The 23,255-nt window shown below is 70.0% G+C and carries 20 protein-coding genes; 15 read left to right on the top strand and 5 right to left on the bottom strand.

Annotation, left to right across the window (positions count from 1 at the left end; translation table 11 throughout):
- Nucleotides 1-125: 125 nt before the first annotated feature.
- The 10 genes from ctaD to ACWDOP_RS15380 all read left to right on the top strand — a co-directional run bounded on the left by ctaD (nucleotide 126) and on the right by ACWDOP_RS15380 (nucleotide 10,750).
- Entirely contained in the window at nucleotides 126-1,862 is a 1,737-nt protein-coding gene (ctaD, locus tag ACWDOP_RS15425; protein WP_454203303.1) for an aa3-type cytochrome oxidase subunit I, read from the top strand.
- A 215-nt stretch (nucleotides 1,863-2,077) separates the two neighbouring features.
- Nucleotides 2,078-3,304: a phosphoserine phosphatase SerB gene (gene serB / locus ACWDOP_RS15420; RefSeq protein WP_354985078.1), complete on the top strand. Its 1,227-nt coding sequence runs from the start codon at nucleotides 2,078-2,080 to the stop codon at nucleotides 3,302-3,304.
- Nucleotides 3,305-3,466: 162 nt separating this feature from the next.
- Nucleotides 3,467-3,985 (top strand): protease inhibitor I42 family protein, encoded by a 519-nt coding sequence (locus ACWDOP_RS15415; protein WP_456345602.1) that lies wholly within the window; start codon nucleotides 3,467-3,469, stop codon nucleotides 3,983-3,985.
- Nucleotides 3,986-4,051: 66 nt separating this feature from the next.
- Nucleotides 4,052-4,804: a peptidyl-tRNA hydrolase gene (locus tag ACWDOP_RS15410; protein ID WP_456345601.1), complete on the top strand. Its 753-nt coding sequence runs from the start codon at nucleotides 4,052-4,054 to the stop codon at nucleotides 4,802-4,804.
- Nucleotides 4,805-5,081: 277 nt separating this feature from the next.
- Nucleotides 5,082-5,915 (top strand): ABC transporter ATP-binding protein, encoded by an 834-nt coding sequence (locus tag ACWDOP_RS15405; protein ID WP_454203307.1) that lies wholly within the window; start codon nucleotides 5,082-5,084, stop codon nucleotides 5,913-5,915.
- A 245-nt stretch (nucleotides 5,916-6,160) separates the two neighbouring features.
- Nucleotides 6,161-6,592, top strand: a complete 432-nt coding sequence (locus tag ACWDOP_RS15400; RefSeq protein WP_456345600.1) for a MoaF-related domain-containing protein — start codon at nucleotides 6,161-6,163, stop codon at nucleotides 6,590-6,592.
- 90 nt (nucleotides 6,593-6,682) lie between these two features.
- The gene (locus ACWDOP_RS15395) at nucleotides 6,683-7,525 is read left to right on the top strand and encodes an NUDIX hydrolase (protein WP_456345610.1); all 843 of its coding nucleotides are present in this window, start codon (nucleotides 6,683-6,685) and stop codon (nucleotides 7,523-7,525) included.
- Between the two features lie 125 nt (nucleotides 7,526-7,650).
- Nucleotides 7,651-8,418 (top strand): enoyl-CoA hydratase-related protein, encoded by a 768-nt coding sequence (locus ACWDOP_RS15390; protein ID WP_454203309.1) that lies wholly within the window; start codon nucleotides 7,651-7,653, stop codon nucleotides 8,416-8,418.
- Nucleotides 8,419-8,454: 36 nt separating this feature from the next.
- Nucleotides 8,455-9,432 carry a class I SAM-dependent methyltransferase gene (locus ACWDOP_RS15385; RefSeq protein ID WP_454203310.1) on the top strand — a complete coding sequence of 326 codons (978 nt, stop codon included), beginning with the start codon at nucleotides 8,455-8,457 and terminating at the stop codon, nucleotides 9,430-9,432.
- A 13-nt stretch (nucleotides 9,433-9,445) separates the two neighbouring features.
- Nucleotides 9,446-10,750, top strand: a complete 1,305-nt coding sequence (locus ACWDOP_RS15380; protein WP_456345599.1) for a THUMP-like domain-containing protein — start codon at nucleotides 9,446-9,448, stop codon at nucleotides 10,748-10,750.
- Nucleotides 10,751-10,802: 52 nt separating this feature from the next.
- Here the strand turns inward: ACWDOP_RS15380 and ACWDOP_RS15375 are convergent, their stop codons facing one another.
- Nucleotides 10,803-11,807: an SMP-30/gluconolactonase/LRE family protein gene (locus ACWDOP_RS15375; RefSeq protein ID WP_456345598.1), complete on the bottom strand. Its 1,005-nt coding sequence runs from the start codon at nucleotides 11,805-11,807 to the stop codon at nucleotides 10,803-10,805.
- A 97-nt stretch (nucleotides 11,808-11,904) separates the two neighbouring features.
- Between ACWDOP_RS15375 and ACWDOP_RS15370 the strand changes: the two genes are divergently transcribed.
- Nucleotides 11,905-12,357, top strand: a complete 453-nt coding sequence (locus tag ACWDOP_RS15370; protein WP_456345597.1) for a MarR family winged helix-turn-helix transcriptional regulator — start codon at nucleotides 11,905-11,907, stop codon at nucleotides 12,355-12,357.
- Between the two features lie 149 nt (nucleotides 12,358-12,506).
- On the opposite strand, the gene ACWDOP_RS15365 is transcribed toward ACWDOP_RS15370, so the two are convergent.
- Genes ACWDOP_RS15365 through ACWDOP_RS15355 form a run of 3 tightly spaced genes read right to left on the bottom strand, consistent with a single transcriptional unit; the run spans nucleotide 12,507 to nucleotide 16,004 of the window.
- Entirely contained in the window at nucleotides 12,507-13,940 is a 1,434-nt protein-coding gene (locus tag ACWDOP_RS15365; RefSeq protein ID WP_456345596.1) for an outer membrane protein assembly factor BamB family protein, read from the bottom strand.
- 58 nt (nucleotides 13,941-13,998) lie between these two features.
- Complete coding sequence (locus ACWDOP_RS15360) at nucleotides 13,999-14,649, bottom strand: response regulator (RefSeq protein ID WP_456345595.1); 651 nt, start codon at nucleotides 14,647-14,649, stop codon at nucleotides 13,999-14,001.
- The gene (locus ACWDOP_RS15355) at nucleotides 14,646-16,004 is read right to left on the bottom strand and encodes a sensor histidine kinase (RefSeq protein ID WP_456345609.1); all 1,359 of its coding nucleotides are present in this window, start codon (nucleotides 16,002-16,004) and stop codon (nucleotides 14,646-14,648) included. The genes ACWDOP_RS15360 and ACWDOP_RS15355 overlap by 4 nt, the downstream gene beginning before the upstream one ends.
- 280 nt (nucleotides 16,005-16,284) lie before the next feature.
- On the opposite strand from ACWDOP_RS15355, the gene ACWDOP_RS15350 reads away from it, so the two are divergent.
- The 4 genes from ACWDOP_RS15350 (at nucleotide 16,285) to ACWDOP_RS15335 (ending at nucleotide 21,911) form a co-directional block, all read left to right on the top strand.
- Nucleotides 16,285-17,778 (top strand): multicopper oxidase family protein, encoded by a 1,494-nt coding sequence (locus ACWDOP_RS15350; RefSeq protein WP_456345608.1) that lies wholly within the window; start codon nucleotides 16,285-16,287, stop codon nucleotides 17,776-17,778.
- Nucleotides 17,779-17,878: 100 nt separating this feature from the next.
- Nucleotides 17,879-18,625 (top strand): acyltransferase, encoded by a 747-nt coding sequence (locus ACWDOP_RS15345; protein ID WP_454203316.1) that lies wholly within the window; start codon nucleotides 17,879-17,881, stop codon nucleotides 18,623-18,625.
- A gap of 80 nt (nucleotides 18,626-18,705) precedes the next feature.
- On the top strand, nucleotides 18,706-19,251 hold the full coding sequence (locus tag ACWDOP_RS15340; protein ID WP_456345594.1) for a DUF1697 domain-containing protein: 546 nt from the start codon (nucleotides 18,706-18,708) through the stop codon (nucleotides 19,249-19,251).
- Between the two features lie 95 nt (nucleotides 19,252-19,346).
- Complete coding sequence (locus ACWDOP_RS15335) at nucleotides 19,347-21,911, top strand: NACHT domain-containing protein (protein ID WP_456345593.1); 2,565 nt, start codon at nucleotides 19,347-19,349, stop codon at nucleotides 21,909-21,911.
- Nucleotides 21,912-22,060: 149 nt separating this feature from the next.
- Here ACWDOP_RS15335 and ACWDOP_RS15330 read toward each other — a convergent pair whose 3' ends face one another.
- The gene (locus ACWDOP_RS15330) at nucleotides 22,061-23,212 is read right to left on the bottom strand and encodes a serine hydrolase domain-containing protein (protein ID WP_456345592.1); all 1,152 of its coding nucleotides are present in this window, start codon (nucleotides 23,210-23,212) and stop codon (nucleotides 22,061-22,063) included.
- Nucleotides 23,213-23,255 lie beyond the last annotated feature (43 nt).

The raw sequence follows: 23,255 nt of genomic DNA, 5'->3' as shown, positions 1-23,255 counted from the left end.
CGACCCCTGTGGGAGCACGGTTTACGATCCTTGGAGCGCTACGCCCGCCGCCGTTCGTCATGCTCGAACCGGATGCCGGTAGCACCGCGTGCGAACGACCAGAAGGCACACGTTCAGGAGGAAGAGTGACTGCCGTAGAGCCACAGCCAGTCCGTCAAGTGGAAGCGGCTCGGCCATACCCGCAACGTGTGGGTCCGAAGGGTTCGTTTATCTACAAGATGGTCACCACGACGGACCCGAAGGTTCTCGGCGTCATGTACCTGGTGACGGCGCTGTCCTTCTTCATGATCGGCGGCCTGATGGCGCTGCTCATGCGCGCCGAGCTGGCCCGCCCGGGCATGCAGTTCCTCTCGCCCGAGCAGTTCAACCAGCTGTTCACCATGCACGGCACGATCATGCTGCTGTTCTACGCGACGGCGATCGTGTTCGGCTTCGCCAACATCATCCTGCCGCTGCAGATCGGCGCGCCCGACGTGGCGTTCCCGCGTCTGAACGCGTTCAGCTACTGGCTGTACCTGTTCGGCGGCACCATGGCGACCGCGGGTTTCATCACCCCCGGCGGCGCGGCCGACTTCGGCTGGACCGCGTACACCCCGCTGTCCGACATCGTGCACTCGCCCGGCGTCGGCGCGGACCTGTGGATCCTGGGCCTGGCCGTCTCCGGTCTGGGCACCATCCTCGGCGGCGTCAACATGATCACCACCGTGGTCTGCCTGCGCTGCCCGGGTATGACGCTGTTCCGCATGCCGATCTTCACCTGGAACATCCTGGTGACCTCGGTGCTCGTGCTGCTCGCGTTCCCGCTGCTGACCGCCGCGCTGTTCGGCCTGGCCTACGACCGTCATCTGGGTGGTCACATCTACGACCCGGCCAACGGTGGTGCACTGCTCTACCAGCACTTGTTCTGGTACTTCGGCCATCCCGAGGTGTACATCATCGCGCTGCCGTTCTTCGGCATCGTCTCGGAGATCTACCCGGTCTTCTCGCGTAAGCCGATCTTCGGGTACACCACGCTCGTGTACGCCACGCTGGGTATCGCCGCGCTGTCCATCGCGGTGTGGGCGCACCACATGTACGCCACCGGCGCCGTGCTGCTGCCGTACTTCTCGTTCATGACGTTCCTCATCGCCGTTCCGACGGGCGTGAAGTTCTTCAACTGGATCGGCACGATGTGGCGAGGTCAATTGACCTTCGAGACACCGATGCTGTGGTCCATCGGCTTCCTGGTGACCTTCCTCTTCGGTGGTCTGTCGGGCGTCATCCTGGCCTCGCCGCCGATCGACTTCCACGTCTCGGACACCTACTTCGTCGTCGCGCACTTCCACTACGTGCTCTTCGGCACCATCGTGTTCGCGACCTTCGCCGGCATCTACTTCTGGTTCCCGAAGATGACCGGTCGCATGATGGACGAGCGCCTGGGCAAGTGGCACTTCTGGGCCACCTTCGTCGGTTTCCACACCACGTTCCTGGTGCAGCACTGGCTGGGCAACGAGGGTATGCCGCGCCGCTACGCGGACTACCTGCCCACCGACGGCTTCACCGCGCTGAACACCATCTCCACGATCGGCGCCTTCATCCTGGGCTCGTCGATGCTCCCGTTCATCTGGAACGTCTTCAAGTCCTACCGCTACGGCGAGGTCGTGACCGTGGACGATCCGTGGGGCTACGGCAACTCCCTCGAGTGGGCCACCTCGTGCCCGCCGCCGCGCCACAACTTCTACGAGTTGCCGCGCATCCGCTCCGAGCGCCCCGCGTTCGAGCTGCACTACCCGCACATGGTCGAGCGCATGCGCGCTGAAGCCCATGTCGGCTGGGGCTCGAAGTCCCACACCGTGAAGGAACTTGAGAAGGTCTCCAAGTAATCGGAGTTCTCCACGCACTGATTCGACAGCGGCGCCCGTCCCGAGAGGACGGGCGCCGCTGCCGTTGTAAGACCGCCGCGGCGTTGGTCTTTCACCGCACCGGGGTGATCCCCGCCACCGGGGGATCGGGCGGCGCGGGCGGGCCGGGGCCGACCTGACAGAATGAGCAGCGCCTCGCACGTCACGCGGGGGATGGCGCGAGAACGGAGTTTCGATTGAGCACGTCTGATACGACGGTTCTGGTCACGGTTACCGGACCCGACAAGCCGGGCGTGACATCGGTGCTACTCGCGGCCCTGGCCAACAACGCGGTCAGCCTGCTGGACGTGGAGCAGGTCGTGATTCGCGGGCGGCTGACCCTGGGCGTGCTGGTGTCGTGTCCCACCGATCCCGAAGCGCTGCAGGATCAGCTCGAGGATGCCATGGCCACCGTCGGCATGCAGGTCGACGTCTCCATCGGCGAGAACGCGGCGGGCGCGCGGCTGTCCACGCACGCGGTCGTCGTGCTCGGCAGCCCGGTCACCGCCCGGGCCTTCTCCAACATCTCGCGCAAGCTCGCCGAGCAGGGCGTGAACATCGACTCGATTCGCGGCATCGCCCAGTACCCGGTGACCGGCCTCGAACTCATGGTGACCGTCGCGAACCACACCGCCGAGACCGAGACCGCGCTGCGCACGGCGCTGGCCGTGGTCGCCGCCAAGCAGTCGGTCGACATCGCGGTCGAGCGCGCGGGCCTGGCGCGCCGGGCCAAGCGCCTCGTCGTGTTCGACGTGGACTCCACCCTGATCCAGGGCGAGGTCATCGAGATGCTGGCCGCGCACGCGGGCGTCGAGGACGAGGTCCGCGCGGTCACCGAGGCCGCCATGCGCGGTGAGATCGACTTCGCCGAGTCGCTGCGCCAGCGCGTGGCCACCCTGGCCGGCCTCGACTCCAAGGTCATCGACGAGGTGGCCGATCAGATCGAGCTGACCCCGGGCGCGCGCACCACCATTCGCACGCTGCGCCGGCTCGGCTTCCGCTGCGGCGTGGTCTCCGGCGGCTTCCGCCAGGTCATCGAGCCCCTGGCGCACGAACTGGAGTTGGACTTCGTCCAGGCCAACACCCTCGAGGTCATCGACGGCAAGCTCACCGGCCACGTGGTCGGCGAGATCGTCGACCGGGCCGCCAAGGCCGTGGCGCTGCGCCGCTTCGCCGCCGAGACCGGGGTGTCCATGGAGCAGACCGTGGCGGTCGGCGACGGCGCGAACGACATCGACATGCTCAACGCCGCCGGCCTCGGCATCGCCTTCAACGCCAAGCCCGCGCTGCGCGAGGTGGCCGACGCGGCGCTGTCGCATCCGTTCCTGGACGCCGTGCTGTTCATCCTCGGCGTCACCCGCGAGGAAGTCGAAGCCGCGGACGCGAGAGACGGCGGCGTGCGCCGGGTTCCGCTGACCCGCTGACGGTTCCGCGACGCGGCCGTTTCACCTGCCGCGCGGCAGTGAATCCCCTGGGTAGCGTGGCCTCGTACCAACGGTCCGGAGTGCTCACGGTTCACCGGGACCTGGCCGCGGCCGCGTTCGGATGGCCGCCCCCGTCAGCTCCCTCGGCGATGGGAGACGGTTGTGCGGGTACGGACGACGGCGGCGGTGTTGCTGATCGGGGTGGCCGTGGCGGGCTGCGCCGACAATCGCAATCCGAACGAGGTGATCCCCTCGACCACGGGCGGTGGGGTAACCACTTCGGCCGCAAGCACTTCCGAGGCCGAGGTGACGACCTCCGCGGCGGTCACCACCGGCCCCGCGCCGGTACCGGAGACACTCGAGCTGGGCCCGGACGCCAACGGCCAGGTGGTCCGCCTGGCGATCGGGCAGTCGCTCACGGTGTGGCTCGCGAGCAATCCGAGCACCGGCTACGCCTGGGACCTGGCCATGCTGGACCAGAACATCGTGAAGCAGGACGGCGGCGCGGAATACGAACAGGACCCGAGCCCCGACGGCATGGTCGGGGTCGGCGGCAAGGCGCTGTGGACATTCACCGCCGTCGCACCCGGCGCGACCCGGCTGCAACTGCAGTACCGCCGCGCCTGGGAACAGGGCGTCCCGCCCGCGGAAACCTTCACCCTGGACCTGTCCGTCGCGTGAGCGGGCCCGTTCGCCCGGCGTGGCTAAGCTGGCCGAAAGTCGTTGTCCAGGACAGGAGTGATGCCGGTGTCGAGCGTCGGATCCACGATCGATGCCGGATTCGCGGCCAGGCACGCGGAGCTCGCGCGCGGCTACGGCGGCGGTGGCGACCCGCAGGACCCGGCGCTGGTGCAGGCCATGCAAATGGTGCTGCACATCCCCAAGGACGTGCCGCCCGCGCGCAACGCGCTACTGGCCGCGGCCGCCGCCGCGGTGGTGGCGCTGTGCCTGGACGAGCGGGTGGGCCCCGGCGGGGAGTGGGAGGAGCGCTACCTCACCTGGAAGCGGTCGCGTATTCGCAAGGTGGCGCGGCGGGCGCGCGGCGCGCAGTGGCTCGCCGCACAGGAGGTCGACGGGGTGACCGTCGAATTCGACGGCGCGCAGGCGCGGGCCCTGGTCCCGGGCCCGGTCGGGAACATCGATCCGCGGATCCGGCGCCTGCAGATCGGCGGCACCGAATTACCTTCGGATGAACCCGGATTGATCGTTCCCGAGTATCCAGGGCTATGGGTGGATTCAGAATTGGGTATGTCAGTGGGTAAAGCCGCCGCGCAGGTCGGGCACGCGAGCATGCTGCTCGCGGGCGCACTGCCGGTGCGGGCGGCCAAGGACTGGGCCGACAGCGGATTCCGCTGCGGCGTGGCCGAAGCCGATCCCGTCCGCTGGAGGCAGCTGCGGCAACGGGTGACCGAGGGGACCGCGGTGTCTGTCCGCGACGCCGGCTTCACCGAGGTGGCTCCGGGCTCGATGACCGTCATCGCGGTGCCGGGCGGGCGATGAGGAGTTTCCGCAGGAGGAAGCACGGATATGACGACACTGCTGGTGATACTCGCCGTATGGGGTGTGCTCTCGATTCCGGCGGCACTGCTCCTGGCACGAATGTTCCGTTCCACGCGCGATGACGCGCGCCGTCGCGACGATTCCGGAGCCGAGCTATCGCGGCACCGGGAATTCGAGCGCGCCGCCGGGGAATTCGCATCCGGAATCGCCGTGGAAGAAGGTGACACGCATCGAGTTTTCCCACCGCGTTGAGCATCGCCGGCACGGGTGAGCCAAGATGGACCCCGTGCCGCAACCGGATCTCGATCTGCTCATCGATTTCAACGATGTCACCGTCCGACGCTCGGGCCATACGCTGGTCGGGCCAGTCACCTGGCAGGTGGAGCTCGATGAACGCTGGGTAGTGCTCGGCCCCAACGGCGCCGGCAAGACATCGCTCCTGCGTATGGCCGCCGCGGAGATGTATCCGACCTCCGGCAGCGCCGTGTTGCTCGGCGAGACGCTCGGCAAGGTGGACCTCAACGAGCTGCGTCCCCGTATCGGCCTGTCCTCGGCCGCGGTCGCCAGCCGGGTGCCGCGCGATGAGAAGGTCGGCGATCTCGTGGTCTCGGCCGGCTACGCGGTCATGGGCCGCTGGCGCGAACGCTACGACGAGGTCGACAACGACCGGGCCGTGGACATTCTGGAAAGTCTGGGGGCGGAACATCTTTCCGACCGCGCCTACGGGACGCTGTCCGAGGGCGAGCGCAAGCGGGTGCTCATCGCCCGCGCGCTCATGACCGATCCGGAGCTGCTACTGCTGGACGAGCCCGCCGCCGGCCTGGATCTGGGCGGGCGCGAGGAACTGGTGGAGCGGCTGGGGGACCTCGCCGCGGATCCGGACGCCCCGGCCACCGTGCTCGTCACCCATCATGTGGAGGAGATCCCGCCGGGCTTCACCCACGCGATGCTGCTCAACGAGGGCAGCGTGGTGTCGCAGGGTCTGCTCGAAGACGTGCTGACCGCCGAGAATCTCAGTGCGGCCTTCCGTCAGTCGATCGCGCTGGATCGTATCGACGGCCGCTATTTCGCGCGCCGCGCGCAGCGCTTCGGGCGGCACAGAACTCGGTGAGAGCGGCGGGCCGCGGGCGTCCCGCGGTCCGGTCCCGCGACTCCGGCGCGCTGCCATTGCATCTCCCGTCGCCGACGGGCAAACTGTCGGCAACAATATGCCGACGCGTTGTTCGGTGAATTGAGCTGTTACACCTAGGCACTCGTGGATGATTTGTCACTACTGGCAAATATTCGGCATGGAGCGGTGACGTATTCCGCCGCCGCTGACGGAGGGAGCTGGGGTTGGGTCGCAGACTCGGTGCGGTGGCGCTCGGAGCCATCGCATGCGCCGCCGTGGGGTGTGCCGCCGATCCGGCGCCGCCGCACAAGGTTTCGGCCTCCGAAGCCGCCCAGGGCGTACCGTCGGCCGATCTGCCCGCGAATCTGCGCGGCAAGACCGTGCAGCTCACGTACGACAGCGGCTCGGGCGGCACCGCCACCTATTCCGACGAGGGCGACACCCTCACCTACGTCGCCGCCGACACCGGGCGCAGAACCACCGCGCCGGTCGCCATCGCACCCATCGAATCCGGGATCTTCCTGGTGACCTGGGCCGAGGACGGCACCGGCGCCGTGATCAGCCAGGTGCAGGACTACCGCACCGGCAAGGTACAGGCCACCTGGGCGCGACGCCCGGATCCGGCGGCCCCCTTCACCTTCGAAATCCGCAGCGGGGCGGTACATCTCACCGATTGACGCGGCGCACCTCACCGATCGGCAACCCGCGGCCGCGGGCGTGACCGAACCAGGTTCTGTCGCGGTCACCCGGCACGGGTTAGGGTGCGAATTGTGAGTGAGACAGTTGCCCAGCCCGAATCCCAGCCCGCCACCGCGCCCGTGAAGGACGCGTCCACGGTGGTGCTGGTGCGCGACGGTGCGCGCGGGCCCGAGGTGTTCCTGCAGCGCCGAGTGGCCGCGATGGCCTTCGCCGCCGGTATGACGGTCTTCCCGGGCGGTGGTGTCGACCCCTCCGACGCCGCGCTGTCCCTGGACTGGGCCGGGCCCGACGCGCAGTGGTGGGCCGATCGTTTCGGCACCGACGTCGCCCGCGCCCAGACCCTGATCTGCGCCGCGGTCCGCGAGACCTTCGAAGAGTGCGGCGTGCTGCTGGCCGGACCGACCGCCGACACCGTCGTCTCCGACACCTCGATCTACGCCGAGGCGCGCGGCAAACTCGAACGCCGCGAGCTGTCCTTCGCCGAATTCCTCACCGGTGAGAACCTGGTGCTGCGCGCGGATCTGCTGCGCCCCTGGGACAACTGGATCACCCCCGTCGTGGAGCCCCGCCGGTACGACACCCGCTTCTTCGTCGCGGTGCTGCCCGAGGGACAGCTGGCCGACGGCGCCACCACCGAGGCGGACGTGGTCACCTGGTGCACCCCGGCCGAGGCCATCGAACGCTGGCAGCAGGGCCTGGACGTCCTGCTCCCGCCGACCTGGACCCAGCTGGTGGATCTGGCCGAATTCGCCACCACCGCCGACATTCTCGCCGCCGCCCGCACCATCGAGGCGATCATGCCGGTCTACGACCCCGATGCCAGCCCCGCGCTGGCCTTCCCGCGCGCCGAGCAGTACTTCGCGGCCATGCCGAAGTCGGCTCGCATCCGCGGCTCGCAGCGCCCCGACTAGGCGCTCGGCGGCGCCCCCGATGGACGGGGTTGCGAAGTCCGGACCAGCGGCCCGTGGCGTCCCGTACGAGAAGGGCCACGGGCGGTGTCGGGGTGCGTGGCCCGGCGGCAGTAGGGTGAGGCGCTGTGGCCGAATTTGTGACCGTGGACCGGGGTGTCGCGCAGGGCGTTGCCGTCCTCCGGATCGCCCGCCCGCCGATGAATCTGATCGATCTGCAGGTGGCCCTGGAGGTCGCGGGCGCGGTCGAGGAGATCGCGGCCGACGCAAGCATCTCGGCCGTGGTCGTCTACGGCGACGAACGGGTGTTCTCCGCCGGGGACGAGATGGCCGAACTGGCCGCCTTCACGCCCGCGCAGGCCGAGGCCGTGGTCAAGGATTTCCAGGCGGGGCTGAACAGCCTCGCCCGGCTGCCGCAGCCGACCGTGGCGGCCATCAGCGGCTACGCGCTGGGCGCCGGTCTCGAACTCGCGCTGGGCGCGGATCACCGCATCATCGGTGACAACGTGAAGCTGGGCCTGCCGCAGATCAAGGCCGGCCTGATCCCGCTCGCGGGCATCCGCCGCCTGAGCCTGCTCATCGGGCCGTCGCACGCCAAGGACCTGGTCTACAGCGGCCGGTTCGTCGACGCGAAGGAAGCCGCCGCGCTGGGACTGGTCGACGAGGTCGTCGCACCCGACGACGTCTTCGCCGCCGCGCTGCGCTGGGCCGATCGCTACACCGGCGGCCCGGCCCTGGCCGTCGCCGCGGCCAAGCGCGTCTTCGAAGCCGGAACGCACGGCCACGATCGCGCCCGCACCGAGTGGGTCGCGCTGTTCGGCACCGAAGATCAGCAGGTTGGAACACGTTCTTATGCGGAATCCGGCCCGGGAGCGGCCGGATTCGTGGGCCGATAGGCACCCCCACCGGGGCGTTCATTAGGCTGCCCTGTTATGACCGTTCGTCCTGAAGACCCCGCGCCGAACCCGCACGCCACCGAGGCGGAGGTCCAGGCCGCGTATTCCGACAACAAGCTCGCGCAGGTCCTCTACCACGACTGGGAGGCCGAGACCTACGACGAGAAGTGGTCCATCTCCTACGACGAGCGTTGTATCGAGTACGCGCGCGGGCGTTTCGACGCGGTGGTCCCGAATGCGCCCCTGCCCTACGACCACGCCCTCGAACTGGGCTGCGGCACCGGCTTCTTCCTGCTGAACCTGATGCAGGGCGGCGTGGCCAAGCGGGGATCGGTCACCGACCTTTCCCCCGGCATGGTCAAGGTCGCCACCCGCAACGGCCAGAACCTGGGCCTGGACGTGGACGGCCGCGTCGCCGACGCCGAGACCATCCCGTACGACGACGACACCTTCGACCTGGTCGTCGGCCACGCGGTGCTGCACCACATCCCGGACGTGGAGCTGGCGCTCAAGGAGTGCCTGCGCGTGCTCAAGCCCGGCGGGCGCTTCGTGTTCGCGGGTGAGCCGACCACCATCGGCAACATCTACGCGCGCCGCCTGGGCCAGGTGACCTGGAAGGTGACCACCGAGATCACCAAGCTGCCGTTCCTGTCCGGCTGGCGTCGCCCGCAGTCCGAGCTGGACGAGTCCTCGCGCGCCGCCGCGCTCGAGGCCGTCGTGGACCTGCACACCTTCGATCCCTCCGATCTCGAGGCCATGGCGCGCAGCGCCGGCGCGGTCGAGGTCAAGGCCGAGACCGAAGAGTTCGCCGCCGCCCTGTGGGGCTGGCCGGTGCGCACCTTCGAAGCCGCCGTGCCCGAGGAGAAGCTGACCGTCGGCTACCGCATGGCCCAGTACCGGGCGTGGCTCGGTTTCAGCTGGCTGGACGACAAGGTGCTGCGGCACGTGGTCCCGCGCCAGTTCTTCTACAACGCCATGATCACCGGCGTGAAGCCCGGCGCCTCCGCCAAGTAGTCACCGAGAACCGGTGGGCTCCAGCGGGTTCGCTTTCACGCGCGACGACGTCGCCTACCTCGCGAGCGCGGCCGCCACGGCCGCGCTGAGCGAGGCGGCGACCTTCGCGCTCACCCCCGCCACGCTGCTGCGGGACATCGAGCGACTGCGGCGCGAGCACGGCGAGCACACCGCGGCCCTGGTGGAAACGGTCCGGCTGCGCCGCCGGGCCGTCGCCAAACTCGACGGGGCGCGGGACTGGCTCTTCACCGACGACGCCCTGCAGCAGGCCACGCCGACCGCGGTGGCCCGCCATCGCGCGCAGCGGCTCGCGGGGCGCACGGTGCACGACGTAACCTGTTCCATCGGTGCGGAATTGGCCGAACTCGCCCGTGTCTGCCCCGCTGTCATCGGCAGCGATCTGGACGAGGTCCGGCTGGCCATCGCCGCGCACAACCTCGGTGTGCCGGGCATGGTCGCCGGTTCACACCCGGACCTCGCCCGCCGTCATTCCGGCACGGCCGCCGAGATCCGCGGTGAGCGAACACCTTCCGGTCCGGCGCGCACCGGAGCGGACGGCCGGGCGCCGGGGGCCGCGCGTACGAATGTGTTGCTGGCCAAGGCCGACGCGCTCGTGCCGTGTAGCACCGCCGAGGTGGTGATCGCCGATCCCGCCCGCCGGGCCGACGGCCGCCGCACCCACGACCCCGCCAAACTGCAACCCCCGCTCCCGGATCTGCTCACGGCCTACGCCGGGCGCGATCTGGCCGTGAAATGCGCTCCGGGACTGGATTTCGACGCACTCGACTGGGCGGGCGAGATCGAGGTGGCCTCGCTGGACGGCTCGGTGCGCGAAGCGTGCCTGTGGTCGCCGGGGCTGGCCGCGCCCGGGGTGACTCGCCGCGCGACCGTGCTGTCCTCGTCCCGGGACCCCGAGGTGCTCACCGACGCCGACCCGGACGAGATTCCCGAGCGGGCGCCGGGGGAGTGGATCGTCGACCCCGACGGGGCGATCGTGCGCGCCGGGCTGGTGCGGCACTACGCGGCCAAACACGGCCTGTGGCAACTGGATCCGCGCATCGCGTATCTCACCGGCGACAAGGTGCCCGAGGGGGTGCGCGGGTTCCGGATCCTGGACCGCATGGACTTCCGGGAGAAGCCGCTGCGCGCCGAACTGCACCGGCGGGACTGCGGTCCCCTCGAGATCCTCACCCGCGGTGTGGACATCGATCCGGATCAGCTGCGTGCCCGCATCAAACCCAAAGGCTCCCAGCCGCATACGCTGGTCGTCACCCGTATCGGCAAGACCGCCACGGTATTCCTCTGCGCCACGCCGTAAACGGCACCGCGCAAGCACCTTTCGAACGGCACGATGGCCCTCCGGCGGGTGATCAGAGCCCGTCGACGGCGACGACGCGGAACGGTCCGGCGGGGGTGCCTTCGCCCATCGGTCCACCGCGATCGAATTGGGAGACGACCACCAGCGCGCGGTCGCCGGCGTGCGCGATCGTGGTGGGAATGCTCAGTGATGCGTCGGTGAACCGATTCCGCAGGTCGGCGCTCGTGCCGTCGGCCGACAACTGCCAGCGGCTCACCGCATTGTCCTTGTTGTGCACGGCCCACAGGGTGTCGCCGCGCAGTTCGAGGCCGTCGCCGTTCAGCATGGCGCCCCCGTGCAGCGCGACCTTGCCGACCCGGGGCTCGCCCTGCAGCGCGACCCGGTACAGGTCGCCGGTGGCCATGCAGACCGTGAGCAGGTACCGGCCCGCCGGGTCGGAGACGATGCCGTTGAGCAGCGGGGTGGTGGCGGGACCCGCGGCGGCGCTCAGGTCGGTGAAGACCGTGAGGGCGGCGCGCCCGCCCGCGGCGACCGCGGCCTCGAGCTCGGCGGGGGTCACCCGGTAGATCACCGGCCGCACGCTGTCGGTCAGGTAGACCGCACCGTCGGGCGTGACGGTCAGATCGTTGATGAACGGCTCGTCCGTGGCGGCGTCGAAACGTGCTATCGGCGCGCGGGTTTCGAGGTCGTAGACCGTGACGCCCGTCGTGTGATCGGTGACCCAGAGTCGACCGGCGGCATCCACGCGCAGGCCGTTGGCGGTCTGCCGCCCGTCGGCGCCGGCGGGCAGGAATACCTCGGCGCGCGGAGTGCCCGGCGTTCCCCGGTAGACCGCGCCGGTGGTGAAGGAGCCGACGTAGACGTCCCCGGTGCGGGCGTCGACCGCGATGCCTTCGGGGTACACACGTTCGCCGGGCAGTTCGTAGGCGGTGTTGATCACCGGCGCCGGGTTCGGCCCGGAGTCCGAAGCGGAGTCCGCGGTATTCGAACAGGCCGCCAGGGTCAGCAACAGCGCTGCGGCGGGAAGAGCAAAGCGTAGACGATGCGAGCGGGACATGGGAGACCTTCCGGTGGAGCCGCGTTTGTTCGTGGACGAACTTAGATTAGAGTTCTAATGATCGTCAAGACACGAATGCTCGGAAGGGTCTACTAGGATGGCTCCCGTGACGTCGATGCCTGCCGGGGAGCGCCTGGGTTCGTACATCAAGCGCGCCGAACAAGCCCTGCAGGGCGCGAAGAACCCGGCCGTGAAACCCGCCGGCGTGACCGTGCCCCAGTACGCGGCCCTGCTCGTGCTGAACGGCAACCCGGGGATCTCCGCGGCGGCCCTGGCCCGCGAGTGCGGTGTCACCCCGCCGACCATGAACACCGTCCTGGCCAACCTGCGCGAGCGCGGCCTGATCGAACGCACCCCGCACGCCTGGCACCGGAACATCCTCGAAACCAGCCTGACCCCCGCCGGTGTGGCAGTTCTCGCGGACGCCGACGCCCGCGCCATCCACGTCGAACGCACCCTCGCAACGGAATTCACCGCCGAGGAACGGGAAACCCTGATGGCGCTGCTGGACCGAGCCTCCGCTCGCCTGGATTCGATTCGCCCGGAATAGTCACCACCGCAAGGGCTTCGCCCGCGCCACCCGGAACGAATTCGGCCACCCCGAGTGTCTCGGGGCGGCCGAATCGATTCATCGACAGCGGTTGTCGCGGGGGCCCGGTGCGCCGGATCCGTGCCGTCGCAGGGCCCGCCGCGAAGCCGCTACTTCTCTTCCGGCTTGTAGACGAACAGCTCGCCGATCCGGGTGGCCACCACGACCTCACCCTCCGCGCCGATCGACGTACCGGACGTGCCGCCCTGCGCGCCGGGCAGATCGTCGGAGTCGACGGTCTCGCCGGTGCGGCTGTCGAAGGTCACCAGGGTGAGCCCGTCGCCGATGGGGGCCACGGTGTAGCCGGTGCCGCCGTCGGTCTGGACGGGCCGGCCGCGTAGGGCGAGATCCTTGCGCTCCCAGGCGATCTCGGCGCTGTCGCCCTTGTCGCGAATGGCCAGCAGATGGCCTTCGTCACCGGCGGGGATGAGCAGGCCGTCCGCGGCCGAAATGGCGCCGCGGGCCGGGAAGCCGAGATCCTGCGCCCATTTGGTGCGACCGTCGGCGGTGTCCACCGCGAGCAGGCGATTGTTGTTGTCGCCCACGTACACCGTGGAACCGTCGGCGGACAGGGTCGGGCTGGTGGCGCTGCCGCCGGCCAGCATCTGCGCGCTCCAGTCCTGGCGAATCTGCTTGCCGTCGTAGGTCATCGCGACCAGATCGGCGGTACCCGCGCCGGGCCGCCACACCGTGACGAAGAACCGGCCCGACTCCTCGTCCACCGCGGACACATTGGCGACCGGGCAGGCCGGGCCGCCGGTCGCGCAATCCTCGAGACCTTCGCCGTCCGGCGGCCGATTCAGGTTGGGATACTTCATGAAATCGGGCTCGCCGAGCAACTGCGTGGTGGACACCCGGCGCTCGCCGGTCTGCCGGCTGAGCACGTCGATCTGCCCGGACTGGGTCACCGACAGCACATTTCCGTCCCCGGTGAACTGCACCGAGATCGGCACCCCGGCCTGCGGTGTGCGCCAGCGCGGCTGGCCCAGCGCGTTGAACGAGTAGGTCCCGCCGTCGTCGCCGACGTAGATGTTGGTGGTGCCGTCCACGGCGGTGCCGCCGTAGATAGCGCTGGGGCCCATGGGATTGCAGAACCGCTTGCGCCCGGTCGGCATGAGGAAGGAGAAGATGTTGCAGGACGAGGTGCGGGTGGTGACGAAGATCTGCCCCTCCGGCCCGATCGTCACCGGCGCCCCGATCGGCCCGCCCACGGGCCGCGCCCAGCTCAGTGTCAGTGCCCGCGAACCGGTGACCGGACTCGCCGCGCTGTTGCGCGCGTCGTGGAACGCCAGCGGCCAGCCGTCACCCGGGCCGACCCGGATATCGTCGACCGTCGTACTGCCGCAGGCGCCGAGCGTCAGCACGCTCACCGCCGCCAGCGCGAGCGGACCCGTCCGGCGCCAGGTCAGCGAGCCGCGGTTGGGGACGCGAAGTCCGGAATACGATCGCCGCTCGTCACGCCCGGTCTGCCGCCTGCCGTTTCGCACCTGCTGGTGTCCCTTCTGCCAGTACGGGGTCTCTGGTTTCTCGTGGGGCTGATGCAACCGGAGCACAGCCTACTTTCGGTACCGACCGCCGGGATCGATACCCCATGCGGAGGGCCTAGCGCGGTGGTGTGCGGGCGGTTCGGAAGGCGTACACCGCCAGTCGCACGCGATTGTCGCAGCCGGTCTTGTCCATCAGATTGGCGACATGGGTCTTGACGGTGGTCACACCCAGATGCAGCGCGTCCGCTATCTCCTGATTGCTGTGCCCCTCCCCGACCAGGGTCAGCACCTCGCGTTCGCGCGGGGTCAGATCAGCCTGCGCGGGAACGGGTTCGGCGGGTTCGCGGGCGGTGACCACCCGCTCGACCAGGCGGCGCAGCAGCGGCGGGGAGAACAGCATGTCGCCCTCGGCGGTGCGGCGGATGGCGGCCAGCAGATCGCCGGGTTCGGTGTCCTTCACCAGGTATCCGGCGGCCCCGGCGGCGAGCGCCGGGTACAGGTGCTCGTCGTCGTCGAAGGTGGTGAGCACCAGGATCTTCGCCCGCGCACCACTCGCGGTGATGCGTTCGGTGGCGGCCACGCCGTCGAGTCCGGGCATGCGCAGATCCATGAGGACGAGATCGGGGGCGAGCTCGGCCGTGAGCCGAATCGCCTCCACGCCGTTGGCCGCCTCGCCGACCACGCGCAGATCCGCGGTGGATTCGATGAGCATGCGCAGCCCGGCGCGCACCAGACGCTGGTCGTCCACCAGCAGCACGGTGATCATCGGCCGGCCTCCTGCGTCGGAATGTTCGGCAACCATGCCCGGACGGTCCATGCGGCATCGGCGGGCAGTCGGTGTTCGCGTGCACGGCCGTCGCCGGCGTCGGCGGACTCTCCGCCACCGACGGTCAGCCGGCCGCCCGCGAGTTCCACCCGCTCGCGCATCCCGATGATGCCGTGCCCGGCGGCGGTATTCACCTCCCGCCCGGTGCGCCCGCTGCGGACGGTGAGTGCGATACCCCCGTCGGCGTCGTCGACGGTGAGCGACACCGGCCGGGCGGGATCGGCGTGCTTCATGACATTGGTGAGCGATTCCTGCACCAGCCGCAGCAGGGTGAGACGCCCGATGGCGTCCAGTCCCGCCACGTTCGCGCGGATCTCGGCGCGCACGTCGAATCCGGCGGCTCGCACCCGCTCGGCCGCGGCCCCGATCTCGGTCCGCACCGCCTCGGCATCCACCAGCGCGACCTCGCCCAGCGCCGGATCGCGCAGGGCGGTCAGCAGCCGGCGGATGTCGGCGAGCGCGGCGGCGGCGGTGCCGTGCACATCGTCGAGCACGGCGGGCAATCCGGACCCCGGGCGATTCCGGTCGGAGGCGCTCGGCCCCGCGCTCGAATGCGGTTCGACCGCTTCGGATTCGGGCATCACGAGCTCGGCCGCGCCATGGGCTTCCGTAGAGCCGTCCGGGTGCGTCCGCGAATCCGGCGTGTTCGCCCCCGCGTCGGCGAGCACATGCCGCGCGACTCCGATGCGCAGCACGATCGAGGCCATGTGATGGGCGACGAGGTCGTGCAGTTCGCGGGCGAGGGCCTCGCGTTCGGCCGAGCGCGTGCGCTGCTCGGCGTCGGCGCGGCGCATCTCGGCCTCGGCGGCGCGTAATCGCAGTGTGGCGGCCAACTCTCGTTGCCCGCGCAGATAAAGCCCGAGCAGCACCGGCAGCCCGACGTAGGTGCCGACCTCGAGCAGCAGGGTGGCGCGCGAGACGCCCGGATCATGGGTGGCGCCGCGCCCGATCACCACCGCCGTCGTCCAGCCCGCGATCGCGAGCAGCACCGGGCCGTTGCGCGGGGTCCGGCGAATCACGTCGACCAGCGCGACCGCGCCCAGGAACGGCACCAGTCCCGACAGGCCCCACGCCGGAATCCGGAACATCGGCACGGCCAGCGCCGCCAGCAGCAGCGACACCGCCAACGGCCACCGCGCGCCGAGCGCGAACAGCACGCTCGCGGCCATGGACAACACCCAGTAAACCCACGGCACCCGGTACTGCCCGGGGAACGTGCTCGCCGCCAGCAGCAGTGGGACCAGCACCACCGGCAGCCAGCGCACGGCCGTCTCCGGGTGCCATCGGGACCACATCTCGCTCACGCCCCCACCGTAGGGGACCGGGTGCCGTGGCGTGCGGCCGAGGCTCGGGGGAAACGCCGTCGAAAGCGCTGGTTAGCACGTTTGCGCGACCGCCACAAGGGTCGTGGGGAGGAGGCGTGCGCGGGAGGGATTCGGCCTCGCGCAGGAGTCGCGGTTACCCCCGGGCAATCGATGCTGGAGGCAACTCGGCGGCAGTCGATCGCCGGTGGACGAGTAGGAGTTGGTCGTGGTCTCGAGACGAGGCTTTCTCACCGGATTCGCCGTGGCCTCGATGGCCCTGACTACCGGGTGCGCCGGTCGCGATGGATCGTCCGGTGCGGCGGGCCCGGCGGGTTCGACCCGCCCGCTGCCCGTCCCGCCGCTGGCGGATTCGGCCGTCGGCCCGGACGGAATCCGCCGCTTCACCCTGCGCGCCGCGCCGGGCACGACCGAGATGCTGCCCGGAAAGTCCACGCCCACCTGGGGATACAACGGCTCGGTGCTGGGGCCGACGCTGCGTGCGCGCCGCGGGGAGACCGTCGCCTTCGATATCCGCAACGAGCTGCCGGAGCCGACCACCGTGCACTGGCACGGCATGCACGTCCCGGCGAGCTGCGACGGCGGGCCGCACCAGACGATCGCCGCGGGCGGTACCTGGCAGCCGAGCTGGACCGTGGATCAGCCGGCCGCCACGCTCTGGTACCACCCGCATCCGCACGGTTCCACCGAGAAGCACGTCTATCGCGGGTTGTCCGGGTTCTTTCTCCTCGACGACGCGGCCGAGATTCCCGGACTGCCGAAAGACTATGGGGTGGACGATATTCCGCTGGTCATCCAGGATCGTCGCTTCACCGCCGACGGCGAGCTGGACGAATCCGATTCCGGTGACGCGGGTCTGCTCGGGAACGTCATCGTCACCAACGGCATCGCGGGAGCGCACCTGGACGTGACCACTCGGCGCCTGCGCCTGCGCGTGCTGAACGGCTCGTCGGGGCGGATCTATCGTCTCGCCCTGTCCGATGATCGTGAGTTCCGGCTCGTCGCCACCGACGGCGGCCTGCTCGCCGCGCCGGTGCCGCTGCGCTCGGTGCAGATCAGTCCGGGCGAACGCGTGGAACTGCTCGTCGAGTTCACCGGCGGCGATCCGGTCACCCTGCGCTCGCTCCCGATCGAGCAGCGCGCCGGGGTGGACCGCCCCGCCGCCTTCGGCTTCGACGACACCTTCGACATCCTGCGCCTGCGCCCGATCGGGGTGCCGAAGCCCGTACCGGCGCTGCCCGATTCGCTGGCCGTGATCGCGCCGCTCGTTCCCGCGGGCAGCGCGGCCACCCGCCATTTCGAACTGAAATGGTTCATGATCAACAACCAGCGGATGGACATGAACCGCATCGATATGACCATCCCGGTGGACTCCACCGAAGTCTGGACCGTGGTCAACAATGACAATTGGCCGCACAATTTCCACGTCCACGACGTGCAATTCCAGATCACCGATATCGACGGCCGCACCCCGCCGCCGGAACTGTCCGGCTGGAAGGACACCGTCTACACCACCCCCGGCGTCACCTACACCCTGGCCATGCGCTTCACCGGCCACAGCGACCCCGTCTATCCGTACATGTTCCATTGCCACCTGCTCATGCACGAGGACAAAGGCATGATGGGCCAATTCCTGGTCCTGGCCCCGGGGCAGCGACCCGCACCCCTGGCGATGGACGACATGCCTGGAATGGCGGATATGCCCGGCATGGGCGCGCCGGGCGCGGGCCACGGCGGTCACGGCTGATCCGGACGACCCGCGAGACAGCCGTCCGGCGGCTTGTAAGGTGTGAGGTCAGAATGCCCGGCCAAGCCGTGGGCCCGCCCAGAGACACAGGGAGCAGTTCGTGACGAGCATGTGGGGCGCACCGTTGCGCACGCGTTGGGCCGGGTCGCGGCGGCGCGATCCCGAGCAGGCCCGATTCCTGACGGTCGCCTCGTTCAAGTGGATGCTCGCCAATCGCGCCTACACCCCCTGGTACCTGGTGCGGTACTACCGGCTCTTCAAGTTCAAGGCCGCCAACCCGCACATCATCCTGCGCGGCATGGTGTTCCTGGGCCGCAATATCGAGGTGCACGCCACCCCCGAACTCGCCCGCCTGGAAATCGGCAAATGGGTGCACATCGGTGACGGCAACGCCATTCGCTGCCACGAGGGTTCGCTGCGCATCGGCGACAAGGTGGTGTTCGGCAAGGACAATGTCGTCAACACCTACCTCGATATCGAGATCGGCGAATCCACCCTCGTCGCGGACTGGTGCTACATCTGCGACTTCGACCATGTCGTCGACGACATCAACATGCCGATCAAGGATCAGGGCATCGTGAAGTCCCCGGTGCGCATCGGCCCCGACACCTGGATCGCCGCCAAGGTGACCGTGCTGCGCAGCACGCGCGTCGGCCGCGGCTGTGTGCTCGGCGCGCACGCGGTGGTCAAGGGCGACATCCCGGACTTCGGCATCGCCGTCGGCGCACCCGCCCGGGTCGTGAAGAACCGCAAGGACGCCTGGGACGCGGCCGCCGAGGCGCGCGCGGCGCACATGGCCGCGCTGGCCGACATCGAGCGCAAGAAGAACGGCGTCACGGCGTCCTGACCGCGACTCGCGACGAACACGCGGCGGTGGCCGGGCCCGGTGGCCCGGCCACTGTCGTATCCAGTGGGTAGGTTCGGGCCATGAATCGCTACGCCGCGTTCCTGCGCGGGATCATGCCCACCAACCCGAACATGAAGAACGAGAAGCTGCGCGGCGTATTCGAGGGCCTGGGCTTCGAGCGGGTGGGCTCGCTGTTGACCAGCGGCAACGTGTACTTCGACAGCCCCGAGACCGATGTTCCGGCCCTCGAGGACCGCATCCAGCACGCGCTGCAGGCGCAGCTCGGGATCGGCGGCGGCACGCTGATCCGCAGTCGTGAACAACTCCGCGAGCTGGTGGACACCGACCCCTTCCCCGGCCTGACCCACTGCCGCGAAACGTATCTGACGGTCACCTTCGTCAAGGACCCCGAGGCGGGCCCGCCCGCGCAGCCGTCGGACACCCTGGCCGAGGCCGTGACCGTGGTCCGCTACGACAGGCCCGCCGCCGCGATCCTCACGATCGTCGACAACAGCGACCCCCGCACCACCACCTTCATGGCCTGGCTCGAGAAGACCTACGGCAAGGACATCACCACCCGCACCTTCCTGACTGTCGAGCGCACCCTGAAGAAACTCGAATCCTGAGCGCGCCGCGCCGGGTTCGCCGCGACCCGTTGCACGGCACTCACCTAGGACGATGCGTGTAGGGAGATCGGTTCCGACACGAGGGGGTTCGTTCGGTGACAGTCGAGACAGCGTTGGCCCGCGCCGCCGCACCGGCTGTGGGCGCGGGCGTCCGCGGGGTGTACCGCCGTATCCGTCCCGACGTCTCGCTACCGGCGTTGCGGGCGCACGCGGAAGAACTCGCCGAAGGGGTGCGCCGCCGGGAGCGTTCCCGCCTCGACCACCTGGGTGTGACCGCGGGCGAGGAGATTCCCCGCACCCTGCGAATCACCGCCCCGCACGGCGACCTCTCCGGCGCGGACCGGATCACCGACCTGGGCGGACATCTCGCGGAGTCGTCGGCGCGGCGGCTGCTGATCCTGGGTGATCCCGGTTCGGGAAAGACGGTCGCCGCGGCCCACCTGGTCCTGCAGCTCCTGGCCCGGCGGCCCGACGACGCCGACCGGCCCGCCCCCGTGCCGGTGCGGGTGGACGCCTCGAGCTGGGATCCCGAGCACGAGTCGCTCACCTGGTTCCTGGTCCGCCGCCTGGTAGCCGATCACCGCCTGCACGGCCGGGTCGCCGCCGAGCTGCTGGCCGCCGACCTGATCCTGCCCGTCCTCGACGGTTTGGACGAGATCCCGGCCGCGCCAACACCTTCCGCCGCGCCGAAATCCGCCGGATTCTTCGCCACCGATACCGATGCCCCAGGACTCGGACCGGCAGCGGCCGAGTCGTCAGGGGCCGCCCGCACAACTCGCGAAGCGCGTACCGCCGAGGGCCCGAGCGCCGTGAACGCCGCTGCCGGTGTAGGCGCGTCGGATGCCGAGGGCACCCAGGGCGGGGCTGCCGCAGACGGCATGGACGCCGCAGATGCTGTCGACGGCGCGGATGGCGCGGAAGGCGCAGATGCCGTGGGAGGCGCGGATGGCGTGAAAGGCGCGGCCCGCGTGGACCGCGCAGATGGCGCGGACGCAGAGGGCGGTGCGGGTGCCCTCGACACCGCGAGCGGTGCGGGGCGCTTGGACTATCCGATGCGGGACCGAGGCGGGCCGGCGCGGGCGCTGGAGCGGATCAACGAACCGCACTGGCGGGGAAGGCCACTGGTGGTGTTGTGCCGGCGCGCGGAGTATCGAGCCTGCGGCGGATCGGTGTTCGCCATGCCGGTGGCGGAGCTGCGGGAACTGCGAGTCGTCGAGATCGAGGCGCAGCTGCGGCGGTGCTGCGTGCTGACCAACGGTGATCCGGCACAGTGGGATCCGGTCTTCGAGCAGCTGGCGGAGTGGCCGCGCGGCGTGCTCGCCGGGGCGCTGGGTGCACCCGGGCGGCTCACGCCGGCGGTGCACCTGCTGCGCGTGGGTGGGCGCGCCGCGGCCGAGCAGCTGGCCGGGTGCGTGGACGCGGACGCGGTGGACGCGCTGTTGTTCGCGTCGCTCATCGACACGGCGGTGGCGGGGGAGCCGCCTACCCGCAGGGCGGGCAAGCCCAGGTATTCCTCAGCGCAGGTGCACGCCTGGCTGCGCACTCTCGCGCGGCACGGGGCACCGGGGCACGCCGCCGGGACCATCGCGCTGGGGGAGATCTGGCGGATGGCGGGCGCACGGTGCCGGGTGCTGCACGCGATCGTGTTCGCGATGCTGGGTGTGCTTGTGCTCCAGGGCTATTCGCTGCTCACCGGCCCGCTGCTGCGGGTGATCCTGGGTGGGGAGGGCTACGCTGCCACCACGATGTTCCTGCGGGCGCAGGAACCGTGGTCCATCGGAGCGTGGTGGGGTTTCGCCGCGGTGGGCGGCGTGATCGCGGCCGTGCGGCCGTGGTCGGCCGTGCCGCGCTACCGCACCGTGCTACCGGCCCGCTGGGCCGAGATCGGGCTGGCGGCGGGTCTGGTGGGCGCGACGGTGTCCCTCGGGCTGCTGGCCGTGATCCCGTCGGCGAACACCGAGGGGTCGTCGGGTTTCGAGCTGCCGTTCGTGCTCACGCTGGTGCTCGGCAGTGTTCTCGCCTGCCGGCAGGCTGTCGCGCGCCGTGCACCGGGATCTTCCGCCGCACAGTCGATATCGGCGCAGGTGGCGGCGGCGGGGCTGGTGTTCGGCGCGTTCGTGCTCTGCGAACGGCTGCTGTCGATACTGCGGGTCGTCGATGTCAACGAACTCCGCGCTCTGCTCTGGGCCCCGTTGCAAGGTGCTCGAATCTGGTGTCCCACAGCGTTCCTGTGCGCGGCCCTGTCCCTGCTGGTGGTCGCGCTGGGGAAGTGGGCGCCCGGTCACCGGCCCGACGAACTGCGCCTGCGCCGTTCGGGAATCCGGTACTGGACCCCGTTCCTCGCGGTCGGATTGTGGCTCGTCGCAACCGTTCCGACGCATACCGACCCCGGCGCCCTGGCCGTCCTCGAGGTGGGCTGGTTCCTGCTCGTCGCGTGGGTCGTCACCGGCGGCGGTCCCTGGACCGCGGCGCTGCTGCGTTATGGCTGCGCGCGGCTGATATTCGCCCGCGGCTCCGAGTTCACCGCCCATCCCGCCGCGTTCCTGGCTTGGTGCCGCCGAACGGGCCTGCTCCGAGTCACCGGCACTACCTTCACGTTTCGCCAGGACTCCTTTCGCCGTTGGCTCCTGGATGTCCCACCGCCGTCCGATCGTGGATGACGCCCGGCACCATTCGGCAGGCCGGTCGAATCTCCGGCCCCGCCGCGCGCCGTAACCCGCCGACCGCATCCCGGAGCTGGTGGGATGCCATGCGTATCAACAGCTTCGGAAGGCGGCGCACAGCTCGCCCGGGTGGCCGCGTGTGCCCGTCACAGCGCCGCGTACACCGCCTCGACGAGGTTGTACGCGCGGCGGTCGCCCGCCATCCAGTCGCGGCGGAGATTGGGGATGAAGGTGAAGCTCAGCCGGTTGCCGGGATCGGCGAAGGCCAGCCCACCACCCGCGCCGGGATGGCCGAATATGCCCTCGGGCACCGAGTTCGGGAGGATGAGGTTCTCGCAGGGGAGCATGTAGCCCAGGGCGAAAGCGCTCTCCGACAGCAGCACCGCGTCCGGGCCGCGCACCTGCTCGGCGGTCACCTCGCGGCGGTAGGACGGGCTCAGATATCTGCCCTGCACCAGGGTTCGATAGAACCTGGCCAGGGTGTCGGAGGTGGTCACCAGGCCCGCACCGGGCCAGCCGCCCGCCAGGACCTCGGGATCGTTGAAGCGGCCGAGGGGATTGGTGGTGGCGCGCACGGTCAGCGAGGCCGGATCGCGGAAGGCGGCGGCCATGCGGGCCGCGGTGCCCGCGTCGATGGGATAGGGGTCGTTCCAGGCCATCTCGTCGGCGGGCGGGAACTCGGTGCGGGCCGCGGCGGTGCGGACGGCTTCGTCCGCACCGATGTACAGCCCGGCCTTCAGACGGCGCAGAACGTAGTCGCCGACCGTCGAACCCGTATGCCGCCGAACCAGTTCGCCCGCGAGCCAGCCGAATGTCAGTGCGTGGTAACCGTGCCGGGTGCCCGGCTCCCACTCCGGGGTCTGCGCGGCGAGCAACGCCGCCATGTGGGCGGGGTCGGCCGCCTCCGCCGCGGAAATCGGGCGGTCGAACGCGGGCAGCCCCGCCCGGTGCGAGAGCAGATCCGCGGTGGTGGTGGCTTCCTTTCCGGCACAGCCGTATTCGGGCCACCAGCTCGCCACCGGCGCGTACAGGTCGACCCCGTGCTGCGCCGCGACCTGCAGTGCGGCGGTCGCGGTCACGGCCTTCGTGCACGAGAAGGTCGGGCACGGGGTGTGCTGCTCCCACGCGCGTCCCGTGCGCGAATCGGCGACGCCGCCCCAGAGGTCGACCACCAGCCGCGCGTCCGCGTACACCGTGAGGCCCGCGCCCAGGTTCTGCCCGTCCGCGAAACTCTCCTCGAAGATCTCGCGCACGGTCCGGAATCTCGGATCCGCGAAGCCGCCGACGTTTCCACCCATGAGTGAATTAGAACACGTTCTAGTTCACGGCAGAAGGGTCTCC

It is taken from the genome of Nocardia sp. NPDC003693 (genome assembly GCF_053981095.1).
Note: the sequence above shows the minus strand (reverse complement) of the source record. Positions and strands in the feature narration are given on the sequence as shown.